The sequence below is a fragment of the Hydrococcus rivularis NIES-593 genome, assembly GCF_001904635.1.
Taxonomy (GTDB): Bacteria; Cyanobacteriota; Cyanobacteriia; order Cyanobacteriales; family Microcystaceae; genus Hydrococcus; species Hydrococcus rivularis.
The window spans coordinates 1-23,697 of the sequence record NZ_MRCB01000047.1 but is presented as its reverse complement, the minus strand read 5'-3'; the positions used below and the strand labels follow the sequence as shown (position 1 = coordinate 23,697).

The window sequence follows — 23,697 nt, the reverse complement described above, 5'->3', positions numbered from 1 at the left end:
AGCGAGAGGGGAAAAAGGAAACTACAGTACATACCGTATTAAATTTGACTGCAATAACTCTGGTTAAGCTTTTGTTACATACTGATAAATTTCCCCGCCGACTTACTTAGTTCTAGTTTGAGCGATCGCTACTCTAGCCCCAAAAAAGAGAGCGAACTTCTCGATCGGTTGGCTGCGATCGCGCCTAGGATAGTTATAGAAAAAATTACTAGATGGGCATCTATGGGTCAAAAATGGGTTTGGCTAGCTTGTGGAATTGCTGTTTCGGGAGCAATTGCACCCGTCTTAGCGTCAGATATTAGTACGGTAGGAGAATCGGGCATTAACGCCTATAAGTTACATCAAGAACCCTACAATTTGCTCGGTCGCAAAATCGCGATCGGGCAAGTCGAAATCGGCAGACCCGGAAAATTTGGGTTAGACAAAGCCGCGACTTGGAATCCCCCTATCCCGCTGGCTGGTGTCTTCTATCGAGATAAGCAAGCCAAACCTAACGAGAATATTGATAACCATGCGATGATGGTGGCAAATGTCATGGTTTCTCGTGACAAACGTCTGCCAGGAGTCGCGCCGGCAGCTAAACTTTATTCTGCTGCCATTGGCTCTCTTGCCGAAAGCGGACAGCCAGAAGAATGTCTTGCCTCTCAGCACGTCGCTTTGCAAAATGGAGGAGACGTTCGGGCGATTAATTTTAGTTTTGGAGAGTCCCTACAGCGCGATGCCAGAGAAAATGCCATCCTCGACGGAAATGCTTTGTTAACTCAATGTATCGATTGGTCGGCGCGAGTTCACGACGTTCTCTACACGATCGCGGGCAATCAGGGAACTGGCGGCATTCCCATCCCCACCGACCATTTCAACGGCATTACTACCGCTTACACCGCCAAACGGCAAGGCAAGTTTAAAAAAGTTGACTTTGCTAACTTAAGTTCTCAACCAACGGGAAGCGGCAGCCGACTGATTAAGCGAGAAATTAATGCCGGGACGAGACGTTCCGTAAGTTTGCTCGCTCCCGGCAATAAAATTAGACTCTACGATTTAAAAGGAACCATCAATGAAGTCAGCGGCACCAGTTTTGCCGCGCCTCACATCACGGCATCGATCGCGCTCTTGCAGGAATATGGCGATCGCCAGTTGAAGGAATCTCGCTCGGACTGGAGTTTAGATTCCCGCCGCCACGAGGTTATGAAAGCCGTCCTGCTCAACTCAGCCGACAAACTTCAAGATAAGGGAGATGGTCTGCTGTTGGGCATGACCCGCACTACCCTGACTAAAAATAATCGCAATTGGTTGGAATCCGATGCTTATAAAGATCCGAAAATTCCGCTAGATATAGAAATGGGTACGGGACATCTCGATGCTTTTCGCGCCTACGAGCAATTTAGCGCGGGTCAGTGGAGTCCTAAAAATCCCGTTCCGAGCCGGGGTTGGGATTATCGCACAGTGACAGCTAATAGCAATCGCGATTACGTTCTAGAGCAACCTTTAAAAGCCAATAGTTTTGTCTCGATTACTTTGGCGTGGAATCGCCTGGTAGAACTCAACGATGCTAATAACAATAAACAGTACGATATCGGGGAGGATTTTCGCGATCGCGGTTTGAATAACCTCGATATCTATCTCATGAGCGCCGATGAAACTAACACCGCTAAAAGTACCTGCGCGTCAATTAGCGATGTCGATAGCGTAGAACATATTTTTTGTCCCATTCCTAAGTCCGGGCGTTACAAAATTCGCGTCAGCTATCGCCAACAGGTCAATGAAAGTACTCAACCTTACGCCCTAGCTTGGTGGACGGTAGCGGACGAGTGACCTTTTTCCTTGACTAAAGTGCTTTATACCATATTTTCCATAAAACCATCTATTGAAAATTGGTATTATTTATGGAAGTTGGCCGCGCTATCGGTTTGGCAGCGCGATTTGTCAGCGGCTATCAGGAAGGCGATCTCGATAAAGAAGAACGGGATTTACATGCATGGGTAGAAGTTTATTTACCCGGTGCGGGATGGCGAGGTTACGATCCGACTCACGGATTAGCCGTAGGCGATCGCCACATCGCATTAGTTGCCAGCGCCCTACCCGCTTATGCTTCTCCCATTGTTGGGGCTACTACTCCTGTCAAGTCATACCATTTTGGATTTTGGATGAAAGGATTTTGGATTGGGAAACCCTTTCTACGATTGAATTGTGTAAATTCATCTGTCGCCTTCTTATTTCAAATTGGTGTCAGTTATTGAGACTGGCAAGACGTCTGAGTCCGAAATGAAGGTTCAGATCTCAATTAAACGGGAAGATTGAGCCAGAAGATTGGCAACTCAGCCAGCCATTAAGTAAAAATCGCTGCTTCAATTTCTGCTAGGGCTGTTTCGAGATCGTCGTTGACAATTTGACGATCGAATTCATGACTGGCTGCCAGTTCTTCTTTTGCCTGTTCGAGACGGCAGGCGATCGCGTCTTCCGAATCTTTGCCTCTCCTTTTTAAGCGACGCTCTAGTTCTGACACCGATGGCGGAAGAATAAAGATCCGCAAGGCTTGGGGAAACGTTTCTTTGATTTTTCTTGCCCCGACGACTTCTATTTCCAATACAACCGAATGACCGCTTGCCAGTTGTTCTTCTACCTTTTGGCGGGGCGTTCCATAATAATTGCCCGCATATTCTGCCCATTCGAGCAATTTTTTCTCCCGAATCATTTGCTCGAACTGTTCTTTGCTGACGAAATAATAATCTTTTTCGTCAATTTCTCCTGGACGAGGGCTTCGCGTTGTTGCCGAGATAGATAGATAGAGTTCGGGATGACGTGCTAACAGTAACCGCACTAAGGTGCCTTTGCCCACACCACTCGGTCCTGTTAGCACGATTAACTTCCCAGTTTGCATTCGCTCAAAAGTAACAGTCGTCAGTTATTATTTGCTGGAACTTCTTTGCTGATTACAAAACGATGGGCAACCGTTTCTGGCTGAATTGCCGAGAGAACTACATGACTAGAGTCTGTTATGATAACGGCGCGAGTACGACGACCATAGGTAGCATCGATGAGTTGTCCGCGATCGCGAGCATCGGTGATAATCCGTTTAATTGGGGCAGATTCGGGGCTGACAATCGCGATCACTCGGTTGGCTGAGACGATATTTCCGAAACCTATGTTTATAAGCTGTACGTCCATAGTTAAAAGCGGCTGAGCCGTGCGAGAAGCTATTGAAAATTTATAATTCCCATGTTATCGATAAAAATTCTGACTTACAATCAAAAACCTAACACAAGCATCTCCCTTTGACTTTTTTTTAGCTTTCTCTCATATTCTTCTGTAGTTCTCTTCGAGCGAACTCTATCTCAGGATAGATATTCTGGCAGGGATGGCTAGAAAATCCCAAATTCTGACAACAATGCTTGTAGTTGCTTGACTAATACTTCTCGACTAAACTTTGCTAAGGTTTGCTCCCGCAGCCATTGACCCCGGCAACGGAGGTCGTTACCTTGTAAGATTTCTATACAAGCCGCCGCTACGGCATCGGGGTCGCGGTAAGGGACTCGCCAACCCAAACGTCCGTCCTGCAAGGGATCGGCCGATCCATCTCCATCGCCGGAGAGGACGGGAATTCCACAAGCCATCGCTTCTAAATAGACAATGCCAAAGCCTTCCTGCGACGGCATGATGTAGGCATCCGCCACCCGGTAATGTTCGACTAGCGCTTCTGTTGGTACGAACCCGGCAAAGACGACGCGATCGCCAACTCCGAGATCGTTTGCCAATCGTTCTAGACGGGGGCGATCGTCTCCACGTCCGATAACTAGGTATTTGATCTCTGTAAACGCTGATGCAATCTTGGGTAAGGCGCGAATGGTCACGTCAACGCCTTTATAAATATCTCCCGACCATAACCGCGCCACGGTCATCAGCACCTTACTATGGGCAAGTCCGTATTTTTCGATGAGTTCGCGGGGTTTTGCTGCGGGAGTAAAGGCATTTCCATCGACGACGCAGGGAAGAATCCGAACTTTTTTGGGTTCTATGCCATTAGCTTGAGTCAGGCGATCGCGACTGTAACGACTAATCGTCCAAATAGAAGTGGCTTGGACAAGGGCTTGACGTTGCCAATCGGGTAGGCGTTCCCACACTTCTTTTCCGTAAGTCAAAACCGTATAAGGAATTCCCAGAAATCGACACAGGAGGCTAACCAGAGGCGCTAATTTAATATGACCGCAAAAGACGTGCCGAGGACGGCGTAGCACCAAACAACTCAAGAGGGAAAAAGTTAGTTTTAAGCGTCCTCTCCAGGCAGGCAACGTTTTGAGATAGTGAAATTTAATTAACCCCGTCTCGAAGGGATTGTCGCATCCCGGTACATCTCGCAATAAAAAAGCTTCAGCTTGCTCTGCTGAACTGGGTTTGGTTTCGTATAAAGCGAGGTAAGCACGAAAAATATCCTTGACGTAAGACTGAATTCCCCCTTCTTGGGAAAAAATTTCTAAAAAGATGAAGACATGATTGAGGGAGGAATTATGAGACTGGGCAGATTGACTCACGCGATCGCACCGACAATAACCTCAGAATTATAAAAGAAAATTAAAAAGGAAAAAACTCGATGGAATTTACTACCTTTTTGCCTTTTACCTTCTTACTTTAATCTTCGTATCTTACTGCCGTTCCGCTAGCCGACACCATCAGCATGTTACCGCCATCCCCAATCCCAATAGATTCATAATCTAAGTCAACTCCAATAATGGCATTGGCTCCTATCTCTCTCGCTTCTTGAATCATCTCGTTAATGGCAGTTTCTCTTGCTTCTCGCAGCGATCGCTCGTAAGCTCCCGATCGCCCGCCGACAATATCGCGGATACTAGCAAAAAAATCTCTAAAAATATTAGTCCCCAAAATTGCCTCGCCACAGACTAATCCATGGTAACGGACGATCTTTTTTCCTTCGATGGTCGGTGCTGTCGTAACAATCATAATCAGTACAGTTACAAGTCAGTCGTAGAGGCAAGGAAGTGCCTTACTCGTACAAAAGTTAAAAAAATTAACCGACTGCTTCCCCAGGCGAAAAACAGTCGGTAAGACAAGGAAGCTCGAAGGCTTGTATTATTAGCTTTCCTTGCTCAGAAACTGTTGAACTTGCCTTAATGCGGCACTCAAAATGTTGAATCCCGCCCATCCGGCTGCTACGAGAACGGGAAGTAGCACGACTAAAACTCGCCAGTCCATATCTTATCTTTCCTCTTTGAATACTTAAGGTAATTTAAAAGATTTTCATGTTTATATTTATATCCTAATCAGTGGGGACTTGTGAATCCTAGATCGGTTCCTTTTCCCGCATGGACTAGAGCGAGTTTCTCGTAGTGCCGCGCGTGTTCGAGCAAATCTTCGGCTTCTGCATCCGAGACATCTCGCGCTATTTTGGCAGGAATTCCGACAACTAGCGATCGCGGCGGTACACTTTTTGTCACGATCGAACCCGCGCCAACAATACTCCCCGCACCGACTCGCACGCCGTTGAGGATGACAGCGCCAATGCCAATCAAACATCCTCGTTCGATATGCGCCGAATGAATGACGGCGCGATGACCGACGGTCACGTAGTCTTCTAAAATAGTAGGCTGACCGGGATCGCCATGTAAAACTGCCCCATCCTGAATGTTAGTATGAGCGCCAATTTCGATTCGTTCTACGTCTGCCCTGACGACGGCACTGTACCAGATGCTCGCACCAGTTGCTACAGATACATTCCCCATCACCACGGCATTGGGGGCAATAAAAGCGGCAGCAGATAAATCTGGGGGCGACCAATAAGCGCCTAGAGCCGATAAATTCTCGTGCATCAGTACTTTGTCCAAATCTAAAATCTACAATTTAAAATAAAAGCCCTACACAAATGAGCAGATATAATATATCCACGACTGCTGGCGGATACCAGAGATGCACAATATATCCTCAATGATAAGTCCAGGTTTACAATATCCTATATTTGGTCCAGAAATTTCCTGCCCGCACTGCCGTCAAATCATTCCAGCTTTGACGCTGACGGATACCTATTTGTGTCCGCGCCATGGTGCTTTTGAGGCAAACCCACAAACCGGCGAACTGGTTCACCTACAGTCGGGACGGCACTGGCGGCGCTGGAATGGAGAATGGTATCGACAGCACACTCATCCCGACGGCATTCGCTTTGAAATTCACGAGGCACTCGATCGCCTCTATACTCAGGGCTATCGGGCAACGAAAGTTATTATCGCCAGTCGCTATCGCGAGTTGGTTAGCGCTTATCTGGAGCGCAATACGCCTTGGCGCGGGAATTCCGATTCCCAGACTCCTCGATTATATGGGCTTCCGGTTGAATTTAGTCCCGAATCAAAAGAAGATCCCTGTTGGGACGTGATTAATTTTGATTTGGAAAAAGAACCAGGAATCCCCAAACGTTACCCTTACTTTCGCTTGTTTGAATAATTAAGATTTCTATCGGTTAGTAGTTAGTCGTTTAATAGTTATACTATCGACTAACCACTAACCGATCGCTGAATTTATGCATCATGCTTCTATTCGCACGGCTGATATTCATCGGGCGATCGCGTTTTACCAACAGTTGGGCTTTACCGTAACCGAACGCTTCACGACAGGTTACACCCTCGCCTGTTGGATGGAAGGGTTGGGCGGCAGGATCGAATTAATTGAGATTCCCGAACCCAAACCCGCTCCCGATGCCTTTAGCGACGAACATTATGTCGGCTACTATCATCTGTCTTTCGATTTGACGGATAAAACCCCAGATTTACCCTCTTGGCTAAAAGATTTAGAAACGAGGTTTGCCGACGCTGCCAGACAAAATCCCGAACAATTTCAAGCCTTAAAAGTTTTGCTCGAACCCATGCAGCAAATCATCGGCGATCGCGTTTATGAAGTCGCCTTCATCGCCGATGCCGATGGATTACCTTTGGAGTTTATACGAGTCGTGTCTGCGATTGAGCACTAAAACTAACATTGCCATCCGCTAAGCTAACAAGATATAAAAACTTGAAATTGCATAATCCAAGGATTTTTCGCTCTAGAAGTGATGTTTCCTGCATCAGTTAGCTGAATGTTGACTATCTAAAAAACATCTAAAATTTACAAAAAATCTAACTTAGATTTTACAGTTGCGTCGATCGTTTTTTCCAAATAAATAGGTATACTCCTAGATAAACGGCAATTGCATCAATTATGATCGGGTTAACATCCTCCAACATCGCGTTTGAGTCCCGTGAGTTGCCAAACTTACTTGCTTCAGCCTGCGAAGAAGTCAGAACTGGGTACTGGCAGTTTAAATTTACGAGCGCTCCCGGAGCAAGCGACCCAAAAGCACCATGGTATTTGGCAATGTCTCAAGGACGGGTAATTTTTTCTGGGTCTCAACCCCTATCTTGGCGATCGCTGTGCCAGACCCTGCAACGCTACCTGCCCAGTTTGCGGACCGCCAGCGCCAAGCAAACGCTTCAGGCGATCGCGCAAGAGTCTTCGCCGCAGGAATTGGCGATGCTCAGCAAAGTGTTGTTGAAAGCCGAGCAAAGGCTTCCTGCGCTAGAGCAGCAGAACGTCGTCAGTGCCATTCATCTGCAAATTTTATCCGACTTCGACACCTACTTATTTGACTCGGCGGGAAGCGGTCATTATAGCGACAATAACGCCTTAGTTTATCAGGCTCCCGTTAGCGGCTTTAAATTAGAAGATTTAATTTTCCAAGCGCAAATGCGCCAAGAAGAATGGAAAAGTCTGCGACGCTATGTCCCTTCGATGTTGGGTACGCCGATTCTGAACTCGGAGGCCTTAGAAAATTCTAGCTTGGACGCAGCGCAAAAACAGCTCGTGCGGAAATTAGTCGGTCTGGGCAAACCTTTAAGCGCGATCGCCCAAGTAATGGCAAAAGACCCCCTCGAGACCGCCAAAATGTTTGCCAAGCTGATTGAGAAGGGTTATGTAACCTTGCAGCTTTCCCCAGATATCGCCGCCAAATTTGCCGCACCGGAAGTATTTATCGTCGATGACTCCCCCCTATTTCTGCAAAAGTTTAAATCCCTGGTCACTCGATGGGGCTATCGCGTCAATGCCTGGGGCGATACCGACACCGTCGTTCAAAAGATGCAAGAAAGCAATCCCTCCATTGTCTTTCTCGACATCAACATGCCGGGAATGTCAGGATTTGATTTGATCAAGGAAGTGCGGCGACAACCCCAGCTCGCCGCGATCCCCCTGGTGCTATTAACGGCAGAGAATTCCCTCTCCAACCAATGGCGAGCCAAGTGGGGAAACTGTAAATTTTTGGCAAAACCGAGAGCGTCTGAAGAAATTTTTAGCTTCCAAGTAGAACTGCGCGAGTTACTGAAAGAAGCAGTACCTCTGTCTCAATAATCTTTTGATTTTAAAACGATTGTAGCAAGAGAAAATTTCAGATGCGATTATTAGTAGTAGATGATAGTGCAGTGGATAGACGCTTGTTGGTGTCTCTCCTGCAAGAGTTGGGACATCAAGTCGATGAAAGTGCCGATACAGCAGGCATTTTGAATAAAATCGCCCAGGAGAAATACGCCACCGTGTTTCTCGATATCGTGATGCCAGAACAGGATGGCTACAAATTCTTACGAGAACTGCGCTCCAATCCGACCACTGCCAAACAACACGTGATCTTTTGCTCTAGCAAAAAAACCCCCATTGAAGTTAACTATGGCATCAAGCGGGCAGGAGCAGACGCTTACCTAACCAAGCCCGTAACCCGCGAAAGCGTAAGCGCCGTTTTAGAGGAGGTCCCCACATGACGGGAGAAGCCGATAGTGCAGCGATCGCAACCCCTCCAAGCGGCAGTCGTTTCATCTTGGCACAACTCGATCGGCTAACGCTGGTGTTTCCCGCTAACCTAGTTGCAGAAACCCTGTTAATCGAACGCTCCCAGATTTTACCGATCCCTTTCTATTCTTCAGTCGTTTTGGGTTGCATTCACCACGCCGGACAGCTCGTACCGCTTGTAGTCACCGATGCTTTGTTCGGGATTTCCAGTCCTCTAACGAAAGAACGATTGACCGTCGTTCGCCTGGGCGAACAAGCACAGAAGTTCGCCGGAGTTGGGCTGGTTGTCGAGCGCTTCTTGAGCAGTCAAACGAGCGAACAGTTGCCAGCAGAAATCTTTAACTCAGATCTGTATTTCCCAGCCACGGAAAGCGACGCGACCCTGAAACTGTTTAGAACCCAACTGTTGAGCGACGAACTGTTTCTGCCCCAGCGCTGGGCTGCCAGCACGAGCCGCTCTTGAAGTCTGTCAACGTTTTAGGAATTGGTTATGACGACAAGCCAACCCCAGTCTCAGCTTAAGATGATGCAAGCCAATAGCAAGCTGCCTCGTTTGAAATCCGTGGGAACTCGATTGTTTCTTTTGGTAATGGGGGGGGCTTTAGTCGGACTAGGAAGTATGGCTTACCTCTTCTACAACTCTCTCAGAAAAGAGGTTGAGGCAGAGATTCGTCAAACGTTGAGCAGCAAAGTTAACCTAATCGACGGTCAAGTCCAGCAAGCTGAAGCGTTGGCAAAATCGTTACGAACCGCTGTTGCTACGCTCCACGCCCAGGGGGTAGAAACCCCCGAAACCTACATTAAATTGACCCTGGAACTGTTCAAAAACCGCCCGGACTACGTCACGGGACTGGGATTTATGCAACGAGAGTATGGCGTTCTGCCCAAAAAACCATGGTTTAGTCCCTACTACCTCTTAGATCCGGGAGTCGCAAATTTTCCCGGAAAACTCCTGCCAGCTCCTGACAACAAGATTCGCTACGTTGACGAGAATACGCCTGGAGATTTCTACCCGGAGTCGGATTATTGGAAGGATTACATGGTTCCTCAGAAAACGGTTTGGGCAGATCCCTATGAATACTATGGGTTCTTTTACACGACTTTTTACATCCCGATTTACGACGATCGAAGGCAGTGGCTGGGAGGAGTTAGCGTTGATTTTGATGCCAGAACCTTTGAGAAATCTCTCCAAGATAAGGTCATTCAGGAGGCGGGTTATTTTGCGCTGCTGACCGATAGCGGTCAAATCGTCGCCTATCCTCCCAACCCTCAGAAAGGACTTAAGGCTGAAACGTTTAAATCCATTCCCGGATTGGAATCAGTCTGGTCTCGACTGCAAAACGGTCAATCTGGATTGATAAAAGAGCGCGGAACTTATTGGGTATACCAACGAATTCCATCAACTAACTGGGTGGCTTTGGCATCGGTCCCATCTGAGGTAGTGCTGCGTCCGGTCCTGCTGATTACCGTGGGAGGAGCGATCGCGGCTGGTCTGTTGCTAGCCGGGATCGTCGTCGTAGCAGTGCAATATCTCAATCGCCGCCTGAAACCAATTCTCGACAAATGTAACAAATTGGCTGCGACCGATGCCCAAACTATTGCCCGCCTGGAGAAAGAAGATGAGATCGGGCGCGTGTCCGTGTCCTTCTTTAATTTGATCGACCAACTAGCCACCAAAGAAGAGCAAATTCGTCAAGAAGTGGCGCGAGCAGTGCAGACGCAAGAAGAACTGAAGCGGGCAGTTGAGGTGGAGCGAGAAGGGGAAGCGCTGCAAGCAGAAATCGCGCAATTACTGGAGGTAGTAGCGGCTGTAGAAGAAGGAGATTTTACCGTGCAAGCACCAGTAAGCGATCGCGCCACGGGGCTGGTAGCCGATACCTTCAACCGCTTGATTGAAGAAATCGCAAAAGTCCTGGCGCAGGTGCTCGAAGCTGCCCGCCAAGTATCTGCGGGCGCAGACAACCTAGAGCAGATTGCCGAGGTAGTAGTAACCAACGCCGACCGACAGGCGCAGGAGGTGGAGCAGGCATTGAGTTTGTCCGAGCAAGTAGAACGCTCTGCCGAGAGCGCCGCGCAACAACTTCAGATCTCTAACCAGTCATTGCTAGCGCTCGATAGCACGGTACTCGACGGTCAAGCCGCGATCGCCGACCTAACGCGAGCAACGGAGGTGCTGCGCCAAGGAACCGACCGCATTGTCCAACAAATGAAGGCCCTCGGAGAGTTCGTCGGACTGACCGAGCAATTGGTAGGCGATCAAAACCAAATTGCCACGCAAACGCAAGTGCTGGCACTCAACGCCTCGCTGGTAGCCGCCCGCGCTTGCGAGCAGCAAAACCCCAGACAGTTCGCCGTAGCCGCCAAAGAATTTGAAGCGATCGCCGATCGAGTGAGCCAGCTCGCCCAGCAAACCAACGAAGGCTTATCAGTGCTAGAGCAACGAACGACCCAAGTCCAAAACGTCGTAGCAGCAGTGGATGCCGAAGTACAAAACCTGGGCGGACTGGTCGGAGGATTCACTGAGGGGGTAGAACGGTCAACCGAGGCATTTAACAACGTGCAAATGGTAACTGCCAATGTCCTACAAGCTGGCGAAGCCGTCACCCGATCGAGTCAGGACATTATCAATACCGTTCGCTCTACTGCCGCTGCCATGCAAGACATTGCCGAACTCGCCCGGCGCACAGTTCGGCTCACTCAAAATACCCGCCATCAATCAGAGACAATGGGGATCCTCTCAACTCGACTTCTACAGCGGGTAGAATTCTTTCGCCTTCCGACCGAACTGTTGCCGCAAACGTCTTCGGAATCCGAGTCGGTCGAGCAGGAATCTTCTTTGTCCCCAACCGTTCGCTCCATTCTAGTCGGCGAGGAGTGAAAAGTGATAAAGCGTAGGCGGTTAATCAACCATTTAGCGATCGCAGCAGCCAGTAGCGCTACTCTCGCTGCTTGTCGCAGAAACCAACAACTCCTGGTCAATACGGAAATTGGGCAAGCCGAGCAAACCCAGATCGAGTGGCGGATGGCAACCAGTTGGTCGGACAAAGTTGAAACGTACTATCAGGCAGCCACTCGGATTTGCGATCGCGTCGAGCGATTGACCAACGGCAATTTCAAAATTACGCCTTTCCCCGCTGGAGGTATTGCTCCCGCCCAACAAATTCTCGATGCCGTTGGCGAGGGAAAAGTTGAGTGCGGACATACCGAAGGAATTTACTACGTTGCCAAAAGTCCCGCCTTGTCTTTCGCAACCAGCATTCCCTTCGGATTTAACCCCTCTCAACTAATGGCATGGATCTATGGGGGAGGTGCTCTGGAGCTGTTGAGGAAAGCTTACGCTGACTTTAATGTCATGTATTTTCCGGCAGGAACGACTGGCCCGCAGATGGGAGGTTGGTTTCAGCAGAAGATCGGCTCGCTCGCCGATCTCAAAGGATTGAAGATGCGGATACCGGGAATTGGAGGCGAAGTCGCCAAGCGCATCGGCATCAATGCTATCAACCTTCCCCACGCTGAAATTCCGGCGGCATTCGAGCAGGGCGACATCGATGCGGCAGAATTTGTCGGTCCTTATGAAGATGAAAAGCTCGGTCTGAATAAATTTGCCAAATTTTATCACTATCCGGGCTGGCACGAACCGGGCACTAACCACGATTTGCTCGTCAATTTGGATGCCTGGAAGAAATTGCCCAAGGACTACCAAGAGGCTCTCGGCGTAGCAGCTTTTGAAACCCAGATTTTGTCCCAATCCCAGTGCGAGTCTCTCAATCGTCAAGCCCTACAGCGCCTGCTGGCGAGCGGAACCGAGCTAGTTGCCTTTGAAGCGGAAATTCTCAAAGCCGCTAAAGAGGCAGCCTTTGAGCTATACGAAGAAAACGCAAGTAAGGACGCAACGTTTAAAGCCGTCTATACAAGCTGGAAGGGTTTCCGCAAAACCATTTTTTTCTGGAATCGCGTCAACGAGCTTAGCTATGACGATTTTGTTTTTGCTCAAGCCCATTGAGAAATCGAGGCGATTTTGAGGAACCCTAACCTTAGTGACGAACAGTAGTCTGAGGAGTTTGACCGACCATGACAGCTCAATCCGCTAAAGATAGGCGTTCCGGACGCGATCGCACTCCAGCTGCCGGGAGAATTTCTCGATCGGCACTGAAGGCTTCGATCGCTCGTCGCACTAGGGGACGGTTGAGGATCCGCCTCAAAGCTACGGCTTTAGCAGTAGTTTTTGGGGGATTGCCCGTGTTTCTAGTCGGCGCTATTGCTTACTGGGTCGCCGATCGCTCGATCGTTCAAAAAATTGCCGAAGAGAAAATTACCGAATCTGCCCAGCTATCCGACCGCCTCAGCCGTTTCTTGGAAGACCGCATCGCCAATCTCAAAACGGTTGTCAGGGTTGCCGAACTGACCGGGGGGACAGCCTTTTCAGGCGCTCCCAGGGAGCGGGCGCGGACGGCAGCTCGACAGAAGCTAGAGAAGGAGCTAAGTAATTTTACTCAAGACTATCCCGTCTATTCTAATATTTCTTTATACGACCTTCAAGGCAATCCGATCGCCCGCTCGGCAGGTTCTGCCAGGGAACCGAATCAGAAAAACTTTCCTTACTTTCAGCAGGTAATTGAGAAAGGGATTCCGGTTATCAGCGAGCCAATTGCTACGAAAGTAGGGGATTCTCAACGGTGGGCGATTTATCTTGGCGCTCCCATCAAAAACGATGGCGATCGCGTCAGCGCCGCGATCGTTGCTAAAATCCCCGTAGAATTTGTCGGCAATGCCATTTTGAGAACGTCGGGTTTATCCGAGCATACAACCTATCGCTTGATCGATAGCTCTGGGCGAATCTTTCAAACCCTCAACCCGCAAAACCAGCAAGCCAACAGCGCGATCGGCAGTAAAATCGCCGAGAAGACCGCATTGTTTGCACCAGTTAATGCTCAACGGCGCAATCAAGCTTGGATTGACGGCAGCTCCTGGGGCGAGCAATTGTACGCCTATAGCCCCGTTCTCAATGTGAGTGGTTTGAGTTGGAGCGTAGTGACTGCAACCGATAGCGCCATTGCTTTTGCCCCTCAGCGAAATTTGCTACAAGCCATTGGCGTCGGCACGGTTTTGACAGCTTTGGTAACGGCGGTCTTAGGAGCTTTTATTGCCAATCGAGTGACTCTCCCCGTCTTGCAGGCAACTTCAGCCGTCGAAAAGATCGGTCAAGGGAACCTGGATATTCGAGTTCCAGTGCGAGGCAATGATGAATTAGCCGTTTTGGGCGATAATATCAACCGTATGGCAAGTCAAATTCAGAATTTACTGAAGACATTGCGCCAAAATGCCGATCGCTTGAGTTTACAAAATCGCGTGTTAGCCGAACTAGCGAGAAATGAAGGGATATTGCTAGGAGATGTCAAAATAGCTGCTACTGCATTCACGAAAGCCACTGCCGAAACCCTGGGTGTAGAACTGGCGAGTATCTGGCTCTACAATAGCGATCGCACTAAACTTGTCTGTTTAGACCTCTACGAGCTTACCTCCCAGCAGCATTCAGACGGGATGAAACTGAAGATAGTTGATTTTCCAAACTATTTTCAGTCCCTCGAACGAGATGCCTTTATCGTTGCCGATGACGTCAATACCCATCCCGCCCTAGAGGAGTTTTCCGATTCCTACCTCACTCCTGTGGGCATTCAGTCAAGGTTAGACGTGCCCATTCAAATTACCGCTCAGACAGTGGGAATCGTTTGTTGCGAACAGGTTGGCTCGCCTCGACAGTGGCTCCCAGAAGAGCAAACCTTTGTCGGCTCGATCGCTAACCTAGTATCTCTAGCGCTGGAAAATCAGACGACCCAGGAAGAAGTGGGTCACTTGCTCGATATCGTATCTTCAGTAGAAAAGGGAGATCTGACCGCTCGTGCCAATGTCAGCGATCGCGCGACGGGTTTGGTTGCCGATACCTTTAATCGATTACTCGAACAACTGAGTCAGATCTTAGCCCAAGTATCCGGAACGGCTCAACGAGTAACGCAAACCTCCCAACAGCTCGACGAATCTTCTAGAACCGTCGCCCTCAACGCCCAGCAACAAGCCGAAGGCGTCACTAAGGTCTTGAACCTCACCAAATGGGTGCAAAATTCCGCTCGCCATTCGGCAAAACAAATCGCGCTGGCAAACCAGTCCTTGGGAGAAGTACGAACTACCGTCGAGCAAGGGCAGTTAGCCATCGATACCCTAACTCAAGGCATTCGGACGCTACAAGCGGGAGCCGAACGGGTCGTGCGGCGAACCAAAGACTTGGATGAGTTCGTGACCCTGACCGATGGATTCGTGCAAGAGCAAAGCCAGTTGGCAGAACTGATCCAGTCGCTGGCAATGGGAGCAACGCTACTGGCGGCTAGGGCAACGGCACAGCAAGATCCCCGACAAATGATGGTGCTGGCGAAAGAATTTGACACCATTGCCAACCAGATCAAAGACTTAGCCCAACAAACCGACAAAAACCTCAGCTCTCTCGAAAAACGCACCGATCGCATCAAAAAGGCAGTGTCGTCCATCGAGCGGGATTTGCAAGGGATCGATGGATTGGTAGACGGCTTGACCCTAGGAGTCGAAAAGTCCGCCAAAGCGTTTGAGAGCATCCAGTCTGGCACCGAAAACGCCATTCAAATTGGAGCAACCGTCGCTCGGTCGAATCAGCAGATCGTACAAACCGCTCGCTCGACAGCAACGGCAATGGACAAGATCGCTCGACTGGCAGATCGAACCGCCCAACTCACCCAAACTGCCCTAATCCAATCAGAGCGCATGCAACAAAGTTCCGAACAATTGCTAGGGAGAATTCAATTTCTCCGATTGCCCGCCGAGGCAACCGAACGAGTGGACTTGTCCGAGGAGGGAGAAAATGCCCTCGATACTACCTCAAAGACTGCTACCTAACGCAGTCTTTGGAACAGAAAACTAGATAGAATCGCGTCGCTAAAAAGCTAAAGGAGCATCCCATGACCACAACGCCGCCCAATCTGCCCAGGCAAATCGCCGGGAACTTGACTCAACTTTTGAGTTCTTGGCAATTGGGATCGAATTCAATTGGGGCGCGGTTGTTTCTTTACGTGTTAGGAAGCGCCGCCATCGGCTTAGCCGCCTTGTCTTACTCATTTTACCAAACCCTCATTCGAGGCGCACAAGCCGAGATTCAAAATAGCCTGAGCACTCAAGTTAAATCGGTAGAAGCTCAACTGGCTCCCGTAGAGCAGCAAGTTCGCAGCTTGAGCGGAGCCGCGAACGTTCTCCACCGCCAGGGGATCGAGACCCCCTCGGCTTACGAGCAACTCGCCTTCTCTGCCCTGCGACAGGGATCGAAACTGCTGACGGGAATTGGTTTGGGCCAAACTCCCAGAGCGATCGTCCCGGATCGTCAGTGGTTTTTCCCCTTCTATTATTTTGACAAAAAAGTGGCAGGACAAAAGGGAAAGCGCCTCCCAGCTCCCAATGGAGATGTCATCTACTCCGAGCTGTTTGCCGATGACAACTACCCCAACCAAGATTATTACGCAACTCCGGTCGCGAGCGGCAAAGCTTCTTGGTTTGAACCCTATGGCAGTTATGGCGCTCTGATTGCCACCTATGCTGCCCCCATCTTCGATCGCCAGCAGAAAATTATCGGAGTCGTCAATGCAGATGTCGATTTCGTCGATGTAACCCAGCAAATTGCCAACACAAAAGTGACACGAAATGCGGGATACTTCACCATTTTGTCGGCACAGGGACGAATCGTTGCCTATCCCCCAGCGCCGCCCGTTCCTCCCAAAAACTTGCAACCGGGACCGAGTGCCGAGACGGTGCCAGAACTAAAGCCAGTTTGGTCGTCAGTCCGACAGAGATTGGCTAGCCAGACCTCTGGACTGCTCGCGATCGAAGGCAAATATTGGGCGTATCAAAAGATTCCCAGTACGGGCTGGGTAATGCTGGCGGCTTTTCCCCAAGAAGCGATCGTCGCTCCCGCGATTTTAACCAGCATCGGTGCGGCATTAATCGTAGCGACTTTGTTGGGAATTGTGGTCTTGCTATTCGTTCGGAATTTAAACCGTCGCTTGCAGCCGATTTTGGATGAGTGCAACAAACTGGCGACAGACGCTCAAACCCAAGCCAAGCTGCAAGGGCAGGACGAGATCGGACGGCTATCTGCGTCTTTCTTTAACCTACTCGCACAGCTTGAAGCCAACCAAGCGCAGATTCGTCAAGAAGCCAGCTTGAGAGTACAAATACAGGAACGGCAGCGACAGGCGCTCGAAGCTGAAAGCCAAGTATTGCAAGAGGATGTCGGACAACTGCTAGAGGTGGTAGCGGCAGTAGAAGAGGGCGATTTGACCGTGCAAGCGCCTGTGAGCGATCGCGTCACGGGACTGGTAGCCGATACCTTTAATCGTCTAGTCGAACAACTCGCCCGCATCATGGCAGTGGTATCGTCTACGGCGCAGCAGGTCACTCAAAGCGCCGAAACCCTAGAGCAGTTTGCCGTACAGACAGTCAGTCAGGTACGATTACAAACCCGCTCAGTAGAAGCCGTGCAAGCGCTGCTCCAAAATATTCGCAATCTGACCCGCGATAACGCCAAACAAACCCAAATCGCTAACCAGTCGGTACAGCAGGCGCAGGAGGCTCTGGTTCGAGGTCAGGGGCAAATGACCCAGTTGAGTGCCGGAATCGATACCCTCGACCGAGGAACGGTTCAGATTGTCCGGCGGATGCAAACCCTGAGCGACTTCGTACAACTTGCCGTACTATTTGCTAAAGATCAGAAGCGCATCGCTTCGATGACGCGGGTGTTGGCACTCAACGCCGCGCTGCTCTCGACGCGAGCGACCGAACAGCAAGACCCGGATCAATTTGCTAGCATCGCCAGAGAGTTTGAAGCGGTTGCCGCCCAGGTAAACGATCTAGCCGTGCAAACCAGCCAAAGTTTAATCGTACTGCAACAGCGAACCGAACAAATTCAGACGGTTGTGTCCGGGCTTAACCAGGATGCAGAAGAGATCGATCGCATCGTCAAGGACTTCGCGACGGGAGTCGAACAATCCCGTCAGGTGTTTGATGAGATTAGAACCGCGACGATGCAGGTAGCGCGAGTGGGGCAACAAGTGACCCAATCGAGTCAGGCGATCGCCGATGCGGCGCGCGATACCTTAAAATCGATCCGGGAAATTGCCGCACTCGCGTCCGATACGGAACGGCAAGCTAGCATCACTCGCGAGCAGTCAGAAGCAATGGGACAACTCGCCCGCAATCTGGATGAACTGGTGCGGTTTTTCCGCATTGCGCCAGAGCAAATGCAAGCTGGCTCGGCTGCCAAAATCCTGGGTTCGGCTAACGATAGCGGCAGTGGGAGTAATGGCACGCAACCCGATCCGATAAATAATGAAAATAAGAAAGTCACCTCCTCGAAGAAGAGAAAATCTTAAGTAGAGACGTTGGCGGCAACATTTCTAGGCTCGATAACCGCTTCTTGAATGTATATGTTCTTACCTCCTATCACCTCCTTTGACTATTTGGCAAAATTGATGCAACCCATCCTTCTCGCTCTCACTCCCTCTCCGAGATGCGATCGCCCGCCTCTTTCCATTCTCTCCGTTCAATCTGTCTAGTCGAGAAGGATCGCGATGGTATCAGGCAAATTTTCATCCCCAGAACCCAACGAGGTCGATCTCGCCGAAGTGCAATTGCAGCAAGAACTGCGTGCCATGTTCGAGGTCGATAGCCAGAAGTATCTTCAAGATTATTTGAATCTGGTACAACGTCTCGATCCGTCCTCTTGGACGAGGGATATTCAAGAGCTATATCGAGTTATCCATACCATCAAAGGCAGCTCGGTGACTGTCGGCGCCGATGCCATCTTACAGGTGGCTACCGTCCTAGAAGACCTGCTTTCTGACCTACGCCACCTAAATCCCGCCCCACCGCTGGAGGATGGACGCTTGGGACAGATACTGCTCGAAGCCGGGGAACTTTTGGCGGGTTGCTTGCAGGTTCGAGTGACTGGAGAAGAAGCCTTAAAAGTTGTGCAGCCGACCATAGAGCGAATTCAAACCCTGCGAGAGGAAGTCAAGCAACTTTATTTACCAGAGTGGAACGAGCAGCGCCTACTCCACCAAGAATTCGCCGAACAGGGATTCGATCTGGTCGTACTAGATTTGGAAATGGCATTGGAGCGGCTGCCCCAGCAAGGAACGATCGGTGATGAGACTGTGGTAGTGGCTCGGCAAACCCTGGCGCAATTGGCAGAGATCGGGAACGATCTCGAATTTGCCGACGGTTGGACACAATTGCTCGATCGCTGTCAATCTCTCTGTAGTCGCCCCAGCGTCGAGGCATGGCGGACTCAGTGGACAAACTACTTAAACGCCTTGAAAGAATCTGCTCGCCAAGGCGGTAAATTCGTCGAGCCTGCTTTGTCTGAGACGGATGAGTCGGATGTTTCAGAACGCTCGGCGATCGATCCCTCTCAATTGGACTGCGAAGATCGCTCGCTCGAACCTCTAGCAGAGAACCTCGATTCAGAACGGCGCGAACCGGAGCTTGCCGCCGACGAGCTAGTCGATTGGGACATGGACGAGTTGAGTCAAGCCGCCGATGCCTTGGCTCAATTAGATTGGGAAGCGCTGAGCGAAGAAGAACCGAAACCAGCCTCAGATATCGAGAAGGCGTCTTCTCCTGAAACTTCGGACGATTGGCTGGAATTAGTTGCGCCGCCATCCGCGCGGTTGGATGCCCCCCAATTTACTACAGAAAGCGCGGCACCCGACGCGATCGCTCGTACCGAAAACCAGACCAATGAGATTCAGATTCCGGTTCCCTTAAGTCGCTTGGAGCGCACCTCTCAGAGCTTGGTAGAAACTCTATTGACCGCCCGCGCCTCTCAAGGATTCTATCAAAATCTACAGACTCAACTAACCCAGCTCTTGGCGCTGGCAAAAGAAAGCGCTCAATACATCACTCGCTTGCGACAACTGCAAGACGATTATGCCTTGCTCGATAGCCTTAAAAGTAGTAGTAATTCTGCCGAAGCTCCGACCCTAGAGCGCTATCGCCAAGGTTACACCACTATTAACCGCCTCCTCGAAACGAGCTTGCGTTTGTCGGAACTGGGAGCAGAGGCGGAAAAGACTGCCCTGCTCACGGCGAGCAGTTTGGAAAGCCTGGATCGAAACATTCTGCGCCTGCGGCAAACTGTCGAGCAAAGCCGACTCGTCCCCTTTAAAAACCTTGCTTTTCGAGCTAGAGCTATTGTGAGGGACTTAATCGTTCGTTTTGGCAAACCAGCCCAACTGGTCGTCGAAGGAGAAAAGGTCGAACTCGATGCCGGAACCAGCTCAAAATTAGAGCCAGTCCTATTGCATTTAATCCGCAACGCTTACGACCACGGACTGGAAAGCCCCGAAGAGCGAGCCAATCGGGGCAAGCCAGAACAGGGAACGATTACGATTTCGCTCAAACGAAGGGGCAACGCCTATTTGCTAGACATAGGAGATGACGGTCGGGGAATTGAGGCTGAGGCGATTCGGCAATCTGCCCAGGCAAAAGGATTGCCGTTAACTAACACCCAAACCCCTGCCGAGTTGCTGGCAGTCATCTGCCAGCCTGGTTTCAGTTCCAAAACTGACGTGAGCGAGGTTTCCGGGCGGGGCGTGGGAATGGACATAGTTGCCAGTCAGGTTGCCAGTTTGGGAGGGCGCTTGAGTTTGATGACCCAACCCGGTATCGGTACGATCTTTGAAATCCAGTTCCCGGTTCCGCAACTCTTGGTATCCTGCGTGCTGTTACGGGCAGGCGATCGCGCCTTTGCTATTCCCAGCCAAGATATTATCAAAACAACTATCCTAGACAATCTGCAGGCAACCCAAATCGCCGATCCAAATGCGATCTGCTCCTGGCAGATTCAACAGGAAGATGAGATCTTATTGGGACTCGATTTGCTCGAATACTGGCAGCCTCAAGCTGCCAAACGGTCTTTACCGGATACGGCAGTTTGTCTGTACGTGCATCCCGCCCAGCAGTACCGGGGAATATGGATTTTAGCCGACGATTTGTTGGGGCAGACCGAGTTACTCATTACGCCTCTGCCTTCGCCGCTCGTTGCTCCAATTGCGCTGCTGGGTGCGAGCTTGCAACCCGATGGCTCCCTCATCCCCGTCGTAGACGCAGCAACTCTAGCAGAAGTCTTGCTAGAGGATCCAGAGCGAATAGCTAAGCCGCTACCCGAACGGACACTTGCGATTGAGACAACAACGGTTTCCAACCAACCCACTCGCCAAGAAGTTGCTCAACTGACGCGATCGATTCTCGTTGTCGATGATGCCGCTCTGATGCGGCGACGACTCGAAGCGAGCTTGACAGCTTATGGTTACGCGGTCAGCACCTGTGCGGACGGACAAGAAGCTTGGAACTGGCTGCAAACCCATCCCACTCCGGCTATGCTAATTACAGATATCGAAATGCCGCACATGGATGGCTTTACGCTTATCGACCGCGCGCGACGTATCGGCATAACTATTCCCATCGTAGTTGTATCCTCCCGACTGGCAGAAGAGTGGAGCAAAGAAGCTCGTCGCGTCGGGGCAACCGACTATCTAACGAAAGGGTTTTCTACCGCCGAACTGATTAACAAAGTCAAAAGTCTTTTGGACAGTAGCGATCGCGCCAAATCCAAAAATCCATAAAATAACGTGAGTTGGCAGTTCGGAATTCCAAAGATTTTGACGAGAGAATCAGGCTTACGTTGGTGAGTTGTTCTCCTACCAATTTGACAAATCTTGGCTACAGATAGATTTTTCAAACCTTTATGGGATTGGTCTTTCTCAATCCAAAATCCTTTCATCCAAAATCCAAAATGGTATCCGTTGCTCTAGTTTTCAGGTTCGCTATTGTCCGTACTGCATTAGGTTTAAGGGCAGTTGAAATACCCTAGCCGCTAGAGTAGAAAGACCAAATTTCCGCTTCAGAGGCGGCGGCAGTGCTTGCCAGGAAACGGGCACAAACCCCAAGCAACTGTAAAACGATGCTAGCCTAGCACCAAGACATTCTAAATACAGGGGTTGAGTCGCAGATTGAATGAGATGCCTTACTAGATAAGTTCCTAAACCGCGATCGCGCCAAGCTGGGGCGACGACCACGCTTCCCAGTTCCTGCGCTCCCTCAAAAGAACGTAATTGTCCGCAGGCAACGATCTTTCCCTCGCATTCAACGATCCAAAACTGCGATTGGCGCAACTGAGTTGGGTCTAATTTAGCTAGCAGCACCAACTTGCGAATCCTCCACATATCTCTAGAGGTTGCCCGACGGAGGATACATTGATTCGGTAGGCTAGAAGAAAATTGTCTCATTCGTTTCGCGATCGCACTCATCTCAAAAAAGTACCATTAAGGTAGCCCAGTCGAGCAAAAAGTTCCACAATGAAAAGTAGCAAAAAGAGAAAGTCGCTACCGCCAAAAGCTATTATCAAACTTGGAAGGTTTGTCTGGACGAGCCTCTGGCATCTAATGATGTCAAATCTCGCTCCGCGCAGCCAGTCGGGAGAGTACATTCGCCCTGCCAGTGCCTTTAGAAAGGCTATCGGGACGGAACCAGAAAACCCCTATCAACCAGCAGCAGAACGCTACTGCCTCTATGTAGGACTGGGCTGTCCTTGGGCGCACCGAACCCTTGTTGTCAGAGCTATCAAGGGACTCGAAGTCGCCATTCCCGTCACTATCCTATCCCCTGCGCCAGAAGAGGGCGGTTGGGCGTTTGAGAAGCCAGAGGAAGGCTGCCGCACCCTAGCCGAATTTTACCAAAAAGCCCAACCTGGTTACGAAGGACGTTGTACCGTTCCGGTGCTTTTCGATCGACAAACGAAAACTATCGTCAATAACGAGAGTGCAGAGATTATCGTCATGCTCAACTCTCAGTTCAACGAGTGGGCAACCAATCCCGCCCTCGACCTTTACCCAGAGGAACTTAAGGAAAAGATCGACTGGTGGAACGAAAAGATTTACGGCGCAGTAAACAATGGCGTGTATCGCTGTGGCTTTGCCCAAACCCAGGAGGCATACGAGAAAGCCTGTAACGAGCTATTTGCGGTCTTGGACGAGATTGATGCAGTACTAGCTGGGAGTCGATATTTGTGCGGCGATCGCGTTACCCTAGCAGACGTGCGTCTTTTTACTACGCTGTTCCGCTTCGATATCGTTTACTACGGATTGTTTAAGTGCAACCGCAAAAGAATTCGGGACTACACCAATCTAGGAGGTTACCTGTGCGACTTGTATCAGCTTCCTGGCGTAGCCGATACTTGCAACCTAGAGGCAATCAAGCGCGAGTACTACGGGAACCTATTTCCGCTCAATCCCGGCGGCATCATTCCCATTGGTCCAGAAATAACCAACCTCCTCGAACCTCATAATCGGGAGAGGGTAGGCGTTTCGGTAAATTAAATTTGTAGGATCGAGTAAACGCACAGTTGAGGCTTTCTCGCGATCGCGATTCCTCAAATAATAAGATACTTGGATGACTGATCGAAATTGGCATAATGGTTATGCCCCACCCACGAATAAAGTAAAGGTATCTGGTAGGATCGCTAAGCTACCCGCTTGGGGGGCCCGCACTAGGTCTCGGCGTTTTGGTAGCAACCGTACAGAAACTTACGCTAAGGCTGTAATTATTACTGCATAAGAGTTTCACTCCAAGCTTTCCGAATCAAAAGAGCGCAAAGGACGCATCCCCCCATTCTTCAACAACTCAGGTAAATGAAAATGGTAGCGCCCTAACATATTGATATGGTCGTGTCCTAAAGGAGATAACCGAGCGACATCCAATAGACTCGTCCGAAAATTGGCAACACGCTCTAAGCCTGGTTTTGAACGGAGTTAA

20 protein-coding genes and 1 pseudogene are annotated in these 23,697 nt (G+C 50.0%); 14 read left to right on the top strand and 7 right to left on the bottom strand.

Annotated features, from left to right (window positions below):
• The first annotated feature begins 222 nt into the window (after positions 1 to 222).
• Entirely contained in the window at positions 223 to 1,812 is a 1,590-nt protein-coding gene (locus tag NIES593_RS21895; RefSeq protein WP_073601608.1) for a S8 family serine peptidase, read from the top strand.
• Between the two features lie 62 nt (positions 1,813 to 1,874).
• Positions 1,875 to 2,237: pseudogene (locus tag NIES593_RS21890) on the top strand (transglutaminase-like domain-containing protein); the annotation flags it as partial.
• A gap of 89 nt (positions 2,238 to 2,326) precedes the next feature.
• On the opposite strand, the gene gmk reads toward NIES593_RS21890, so the two are convergent.
• The 6 genes from gmk to NIES593_RS21860 all read right to left on the bottom strand — a co-directional run bounded on the left by gmk (position 2,327) and on the right by NIES593_RS21860 (position 5,819).
• Positions 2,327 to 2,878 (bottom strand): guanylate kinase, encoded by a 552-nt coding sequence (gene gmk, locus NIES593_RS21885; protein WP_073601606.1) that lies wholly within the window; start codon positions 2,876 to 2,878, stop codon positions 2,327 to 2,329.
• 20 nt (positions 2,879 to 2,898) lie between these two features.
• A complete protein-coding gene (gene remA / locus NIES593_RS21880; RefSeq protein ID WP_015142909.1) occupies positions 2,899 to 3,165 on the bottom strand; it encodes an extracellular matrix/biofilm regulator RemA in 267 nt (88 codons plus the stop codon).
• 194 nt (positions 3,166 to 3,359) lie between these two features.
• The gene (locus tag NIES593_RS21875; RefSeq protein WP_073601605.1) at positions 3,360 to 4,526 is read right to left on the bottom strand and encodes a glycosyltransferase family 4 protein; all 1,167 of its coding nucleotides are present in this window, start codon (positions 4,524 to 4,526) and stop codon (positions 3,360 to 3,362) included.
• 97 nt (positions 4,527 to 4,623) lie between these two features.
• The gene (locus NIES593_RS21870; protein ID WP_073601604.1) at positions 4,624 to 4,953 is read right to left on the bottom strand and encodes a heavy metal-binding domain-containing protein; all 330 of its coding nucleotides are present in this window, start codon (positions 4,951 to 4,953) and stop codon (positions 4,624 to 4,626) included.
• Positions 4,954 to 5,085: 132 nt separating this feature from the next.
• On the bottom strand, positions 5,086 to 5,205 hold the full coding sequence (locus tag NIES593_RS21865; protein WP_073601603.1) for a photosystem II protein Y: 120 nt from the start codon (positions 5,203 to 5,205) through the stop codon (positions 5,086 to 5,088).
• Positions 5,206 to 5,273: 68 nt separating this feature from the next.
• The gene (locus NIES593_RS21860; protein WP_073601602.1) at positions 5,274 to 5,819 is read right to left on the bottom strand and encodes a gamma carbonic anhydrase family protein; all 546 of its coding nucleotides are present in this window, start codon (positions 5,817 to 5,819) and stop codon (positions 5,274 to 5,276) included.
• Positions 5,820 to 5,934: 115 nt separating this feature from the next.
• Between NIES593_RS21860 and NIES593_RS21855 the strand changes: the two genes are divergently transcribed.
• The 11 genes from NIES593_RS21855 (at position 5,935) to NIES593_RS21810 (ending at position 21,509) form a co-directional block, all read left to right on the top strand.
• Positions 5,935 to 6,444 carry a TIGR02652 family protein gene (locus NIES593_RS21855; protein WP_073601601.1) on the top strand — a complete coding sequence of 170 codons (510 nt, stop codon included), beginning with the start codon at positions 5,935 to 5,937 and terminating at the stop codon, positions 6,442 to 6,444.
• Between the two features lie 76 nt (positions 6,445 to 6,520).
• The gene (locus tag NIES593_RS21850) at positions 6,521 to 6,967 is read left to right on the top strand and encodes a VOC family protein (protein WP_073601600.1); all 447 of its coding nucleotides are present in this window, start codon (positions 6,521 to 6,523) and stop codon (positions 6,965 to 6,967) included.
• A gap of 272 nt (positions 6,968 to 7,239) precedes the next feature.
• Positions 7,240 to 8,379 carry a response regulator gene (locus NIES593_RS21845; RefSeq protein ID WP_175561204.1) on the top strand — a complete coding sequence of 380 codons (1,140 nt, stop codon included), beginning with the start codon at positions 7,240 to 7,242 and terminating at the stop codon, positions 8,377 to 8,379.
• A 41-nt stretch (positions 8,380 to 8,420) separates the two neighbouring features.
• Positions 8,421 to 8,783: a response regulator gene (locus tag NIES593_RS21840; RefSeq protein ID WP_073601598.1), complete on the top strand. Its 363-nt coding sequence runs from the start codon at positions 8,421 to 8,423 to the stop codon at positions 8,781 to 8,783.
• The gene (locus tag NIES593_RS21835) at positions 8,780 to 9,274 is read left to right on the top strand and encodes a chemotaxis protein CheW (protein WP_073601597.1); all 495 of its coding nucleotides are present in this window, start codon (positions 8,780 to 8,782) and stop codon (positions 9,272 to 9,274) included. The genes NIES593_RS21840 and NIES593_RS21835 overlap by 4 nt, the downstream gene beginning before the upstream one ends.
• A gap of 27 nt (positions 9,275 to 9,301) precedes the next feature.
• Positions 9,302 to 11,689, top strand: coding sequence for a methyl-accepting chemotaxis protein (locus tag NIES593_RS21830; protein ID WP_073601596.1), 2,388 nt, complete (start codon positions 9,302 to 9,304; stop codon positions 11,687 to 11,689).
• A 6-nt stretch (positions 11,690 to 11,695) separates the two neighbouring features.
• Positions 11,696 to 12,814 (top strand): TRAP transporter substrate-binding protein, encoded by a 1,119-nt coding sequence (locus tag NIES593_RS21825; protein ID WP_073601607.1) that lies wholly within the window; start codon positions 11,696 to 11,698, stop codon positions 12,812 to 12,814.
• 68 nt (positions 12,815 to 12,882) lie between these two features.
• Positions 12,883 to 15,732: a cache domain-containing protein gene (locus tag NIES593_RS21820; protein ID WP_073601595.1), complete on the top strand. Its 2,850-nt coding sequence runs from the start codon at positions 12,883 to 12,885 to the stop codon at positions 15,730 to 15,732.
• Positions 15,733 to 15,794: 62 nt separating this feature from the next.
• Positions 15,795 to 18,254, top strand: coding sequence for a methyl-accepting chemotaxis protein (locus tag NIES593_RS21815; RefSeq protein WP_073601594.1), 2,460 nt, complete (start codon positions 15,795 to 15,797; stop codon positions 18,252 to 18,254).
• A gap of 54 nt (positions 18,255 to 18,308) precedes the next feature.
• Positions 18,309 to 18,437, top strand: a complete 129-nt coding sequence (locus NIES593_RS25360) for a hypothetical protein (RefSeq protein WP_281250783.1) — start codon at positions 18,309 to 18,311, stop codon at positions 18,435 to 18,437.
• A gap of 15 nt (positions 18,438 to 18,452) precedes the next feature.
• A complete protein-coding gene (locus NIES593_RS21810) occupies positions 18,453 to 21,509 on the top strand; it encodes a hybrid sensor histidine kinase/response regulator (protein ID WP_073601593.1) in 3,057 nt (1,018 codons plus the stop codon).
• Positions 21,510 to 21,710: 201 nt separating this feature from the next.
• On the opposite strand, the gene NIES593_RS21805 is transcribed toward NIES593_RS21810, so the two are convergent.
• Positions 21,711 to 22,172: a GNAT family N-acetyltransferase gene (locus NIES593_RS21805; RefSeq protein WP_073601592.1), complete on the bottom strand. Its 462-nt coding sequence runs from the start codon at positions 22,170 to 22,172 to the stop codon at positions 21,711 to 21,713.
• Positions 22,173 to 22,241: 69 nt separating this feature from the next.
• Here NIES593_RS21805 and NIES593_RS21800 point away from each other — a divergent pair, with 69 nt between their 5' ends.
• Entirely contained in the window at positions 22,242 to 23,261 is a 1,020-nt protein-coding gene (locus NIES593_RS21800; protein WP_073601591.1) for a glutathione S-transferase family protein, read from the top strand.
• The last annotated feature ends 436 nt before the right edge of the window (positions 23,262 to 23,697 follow it).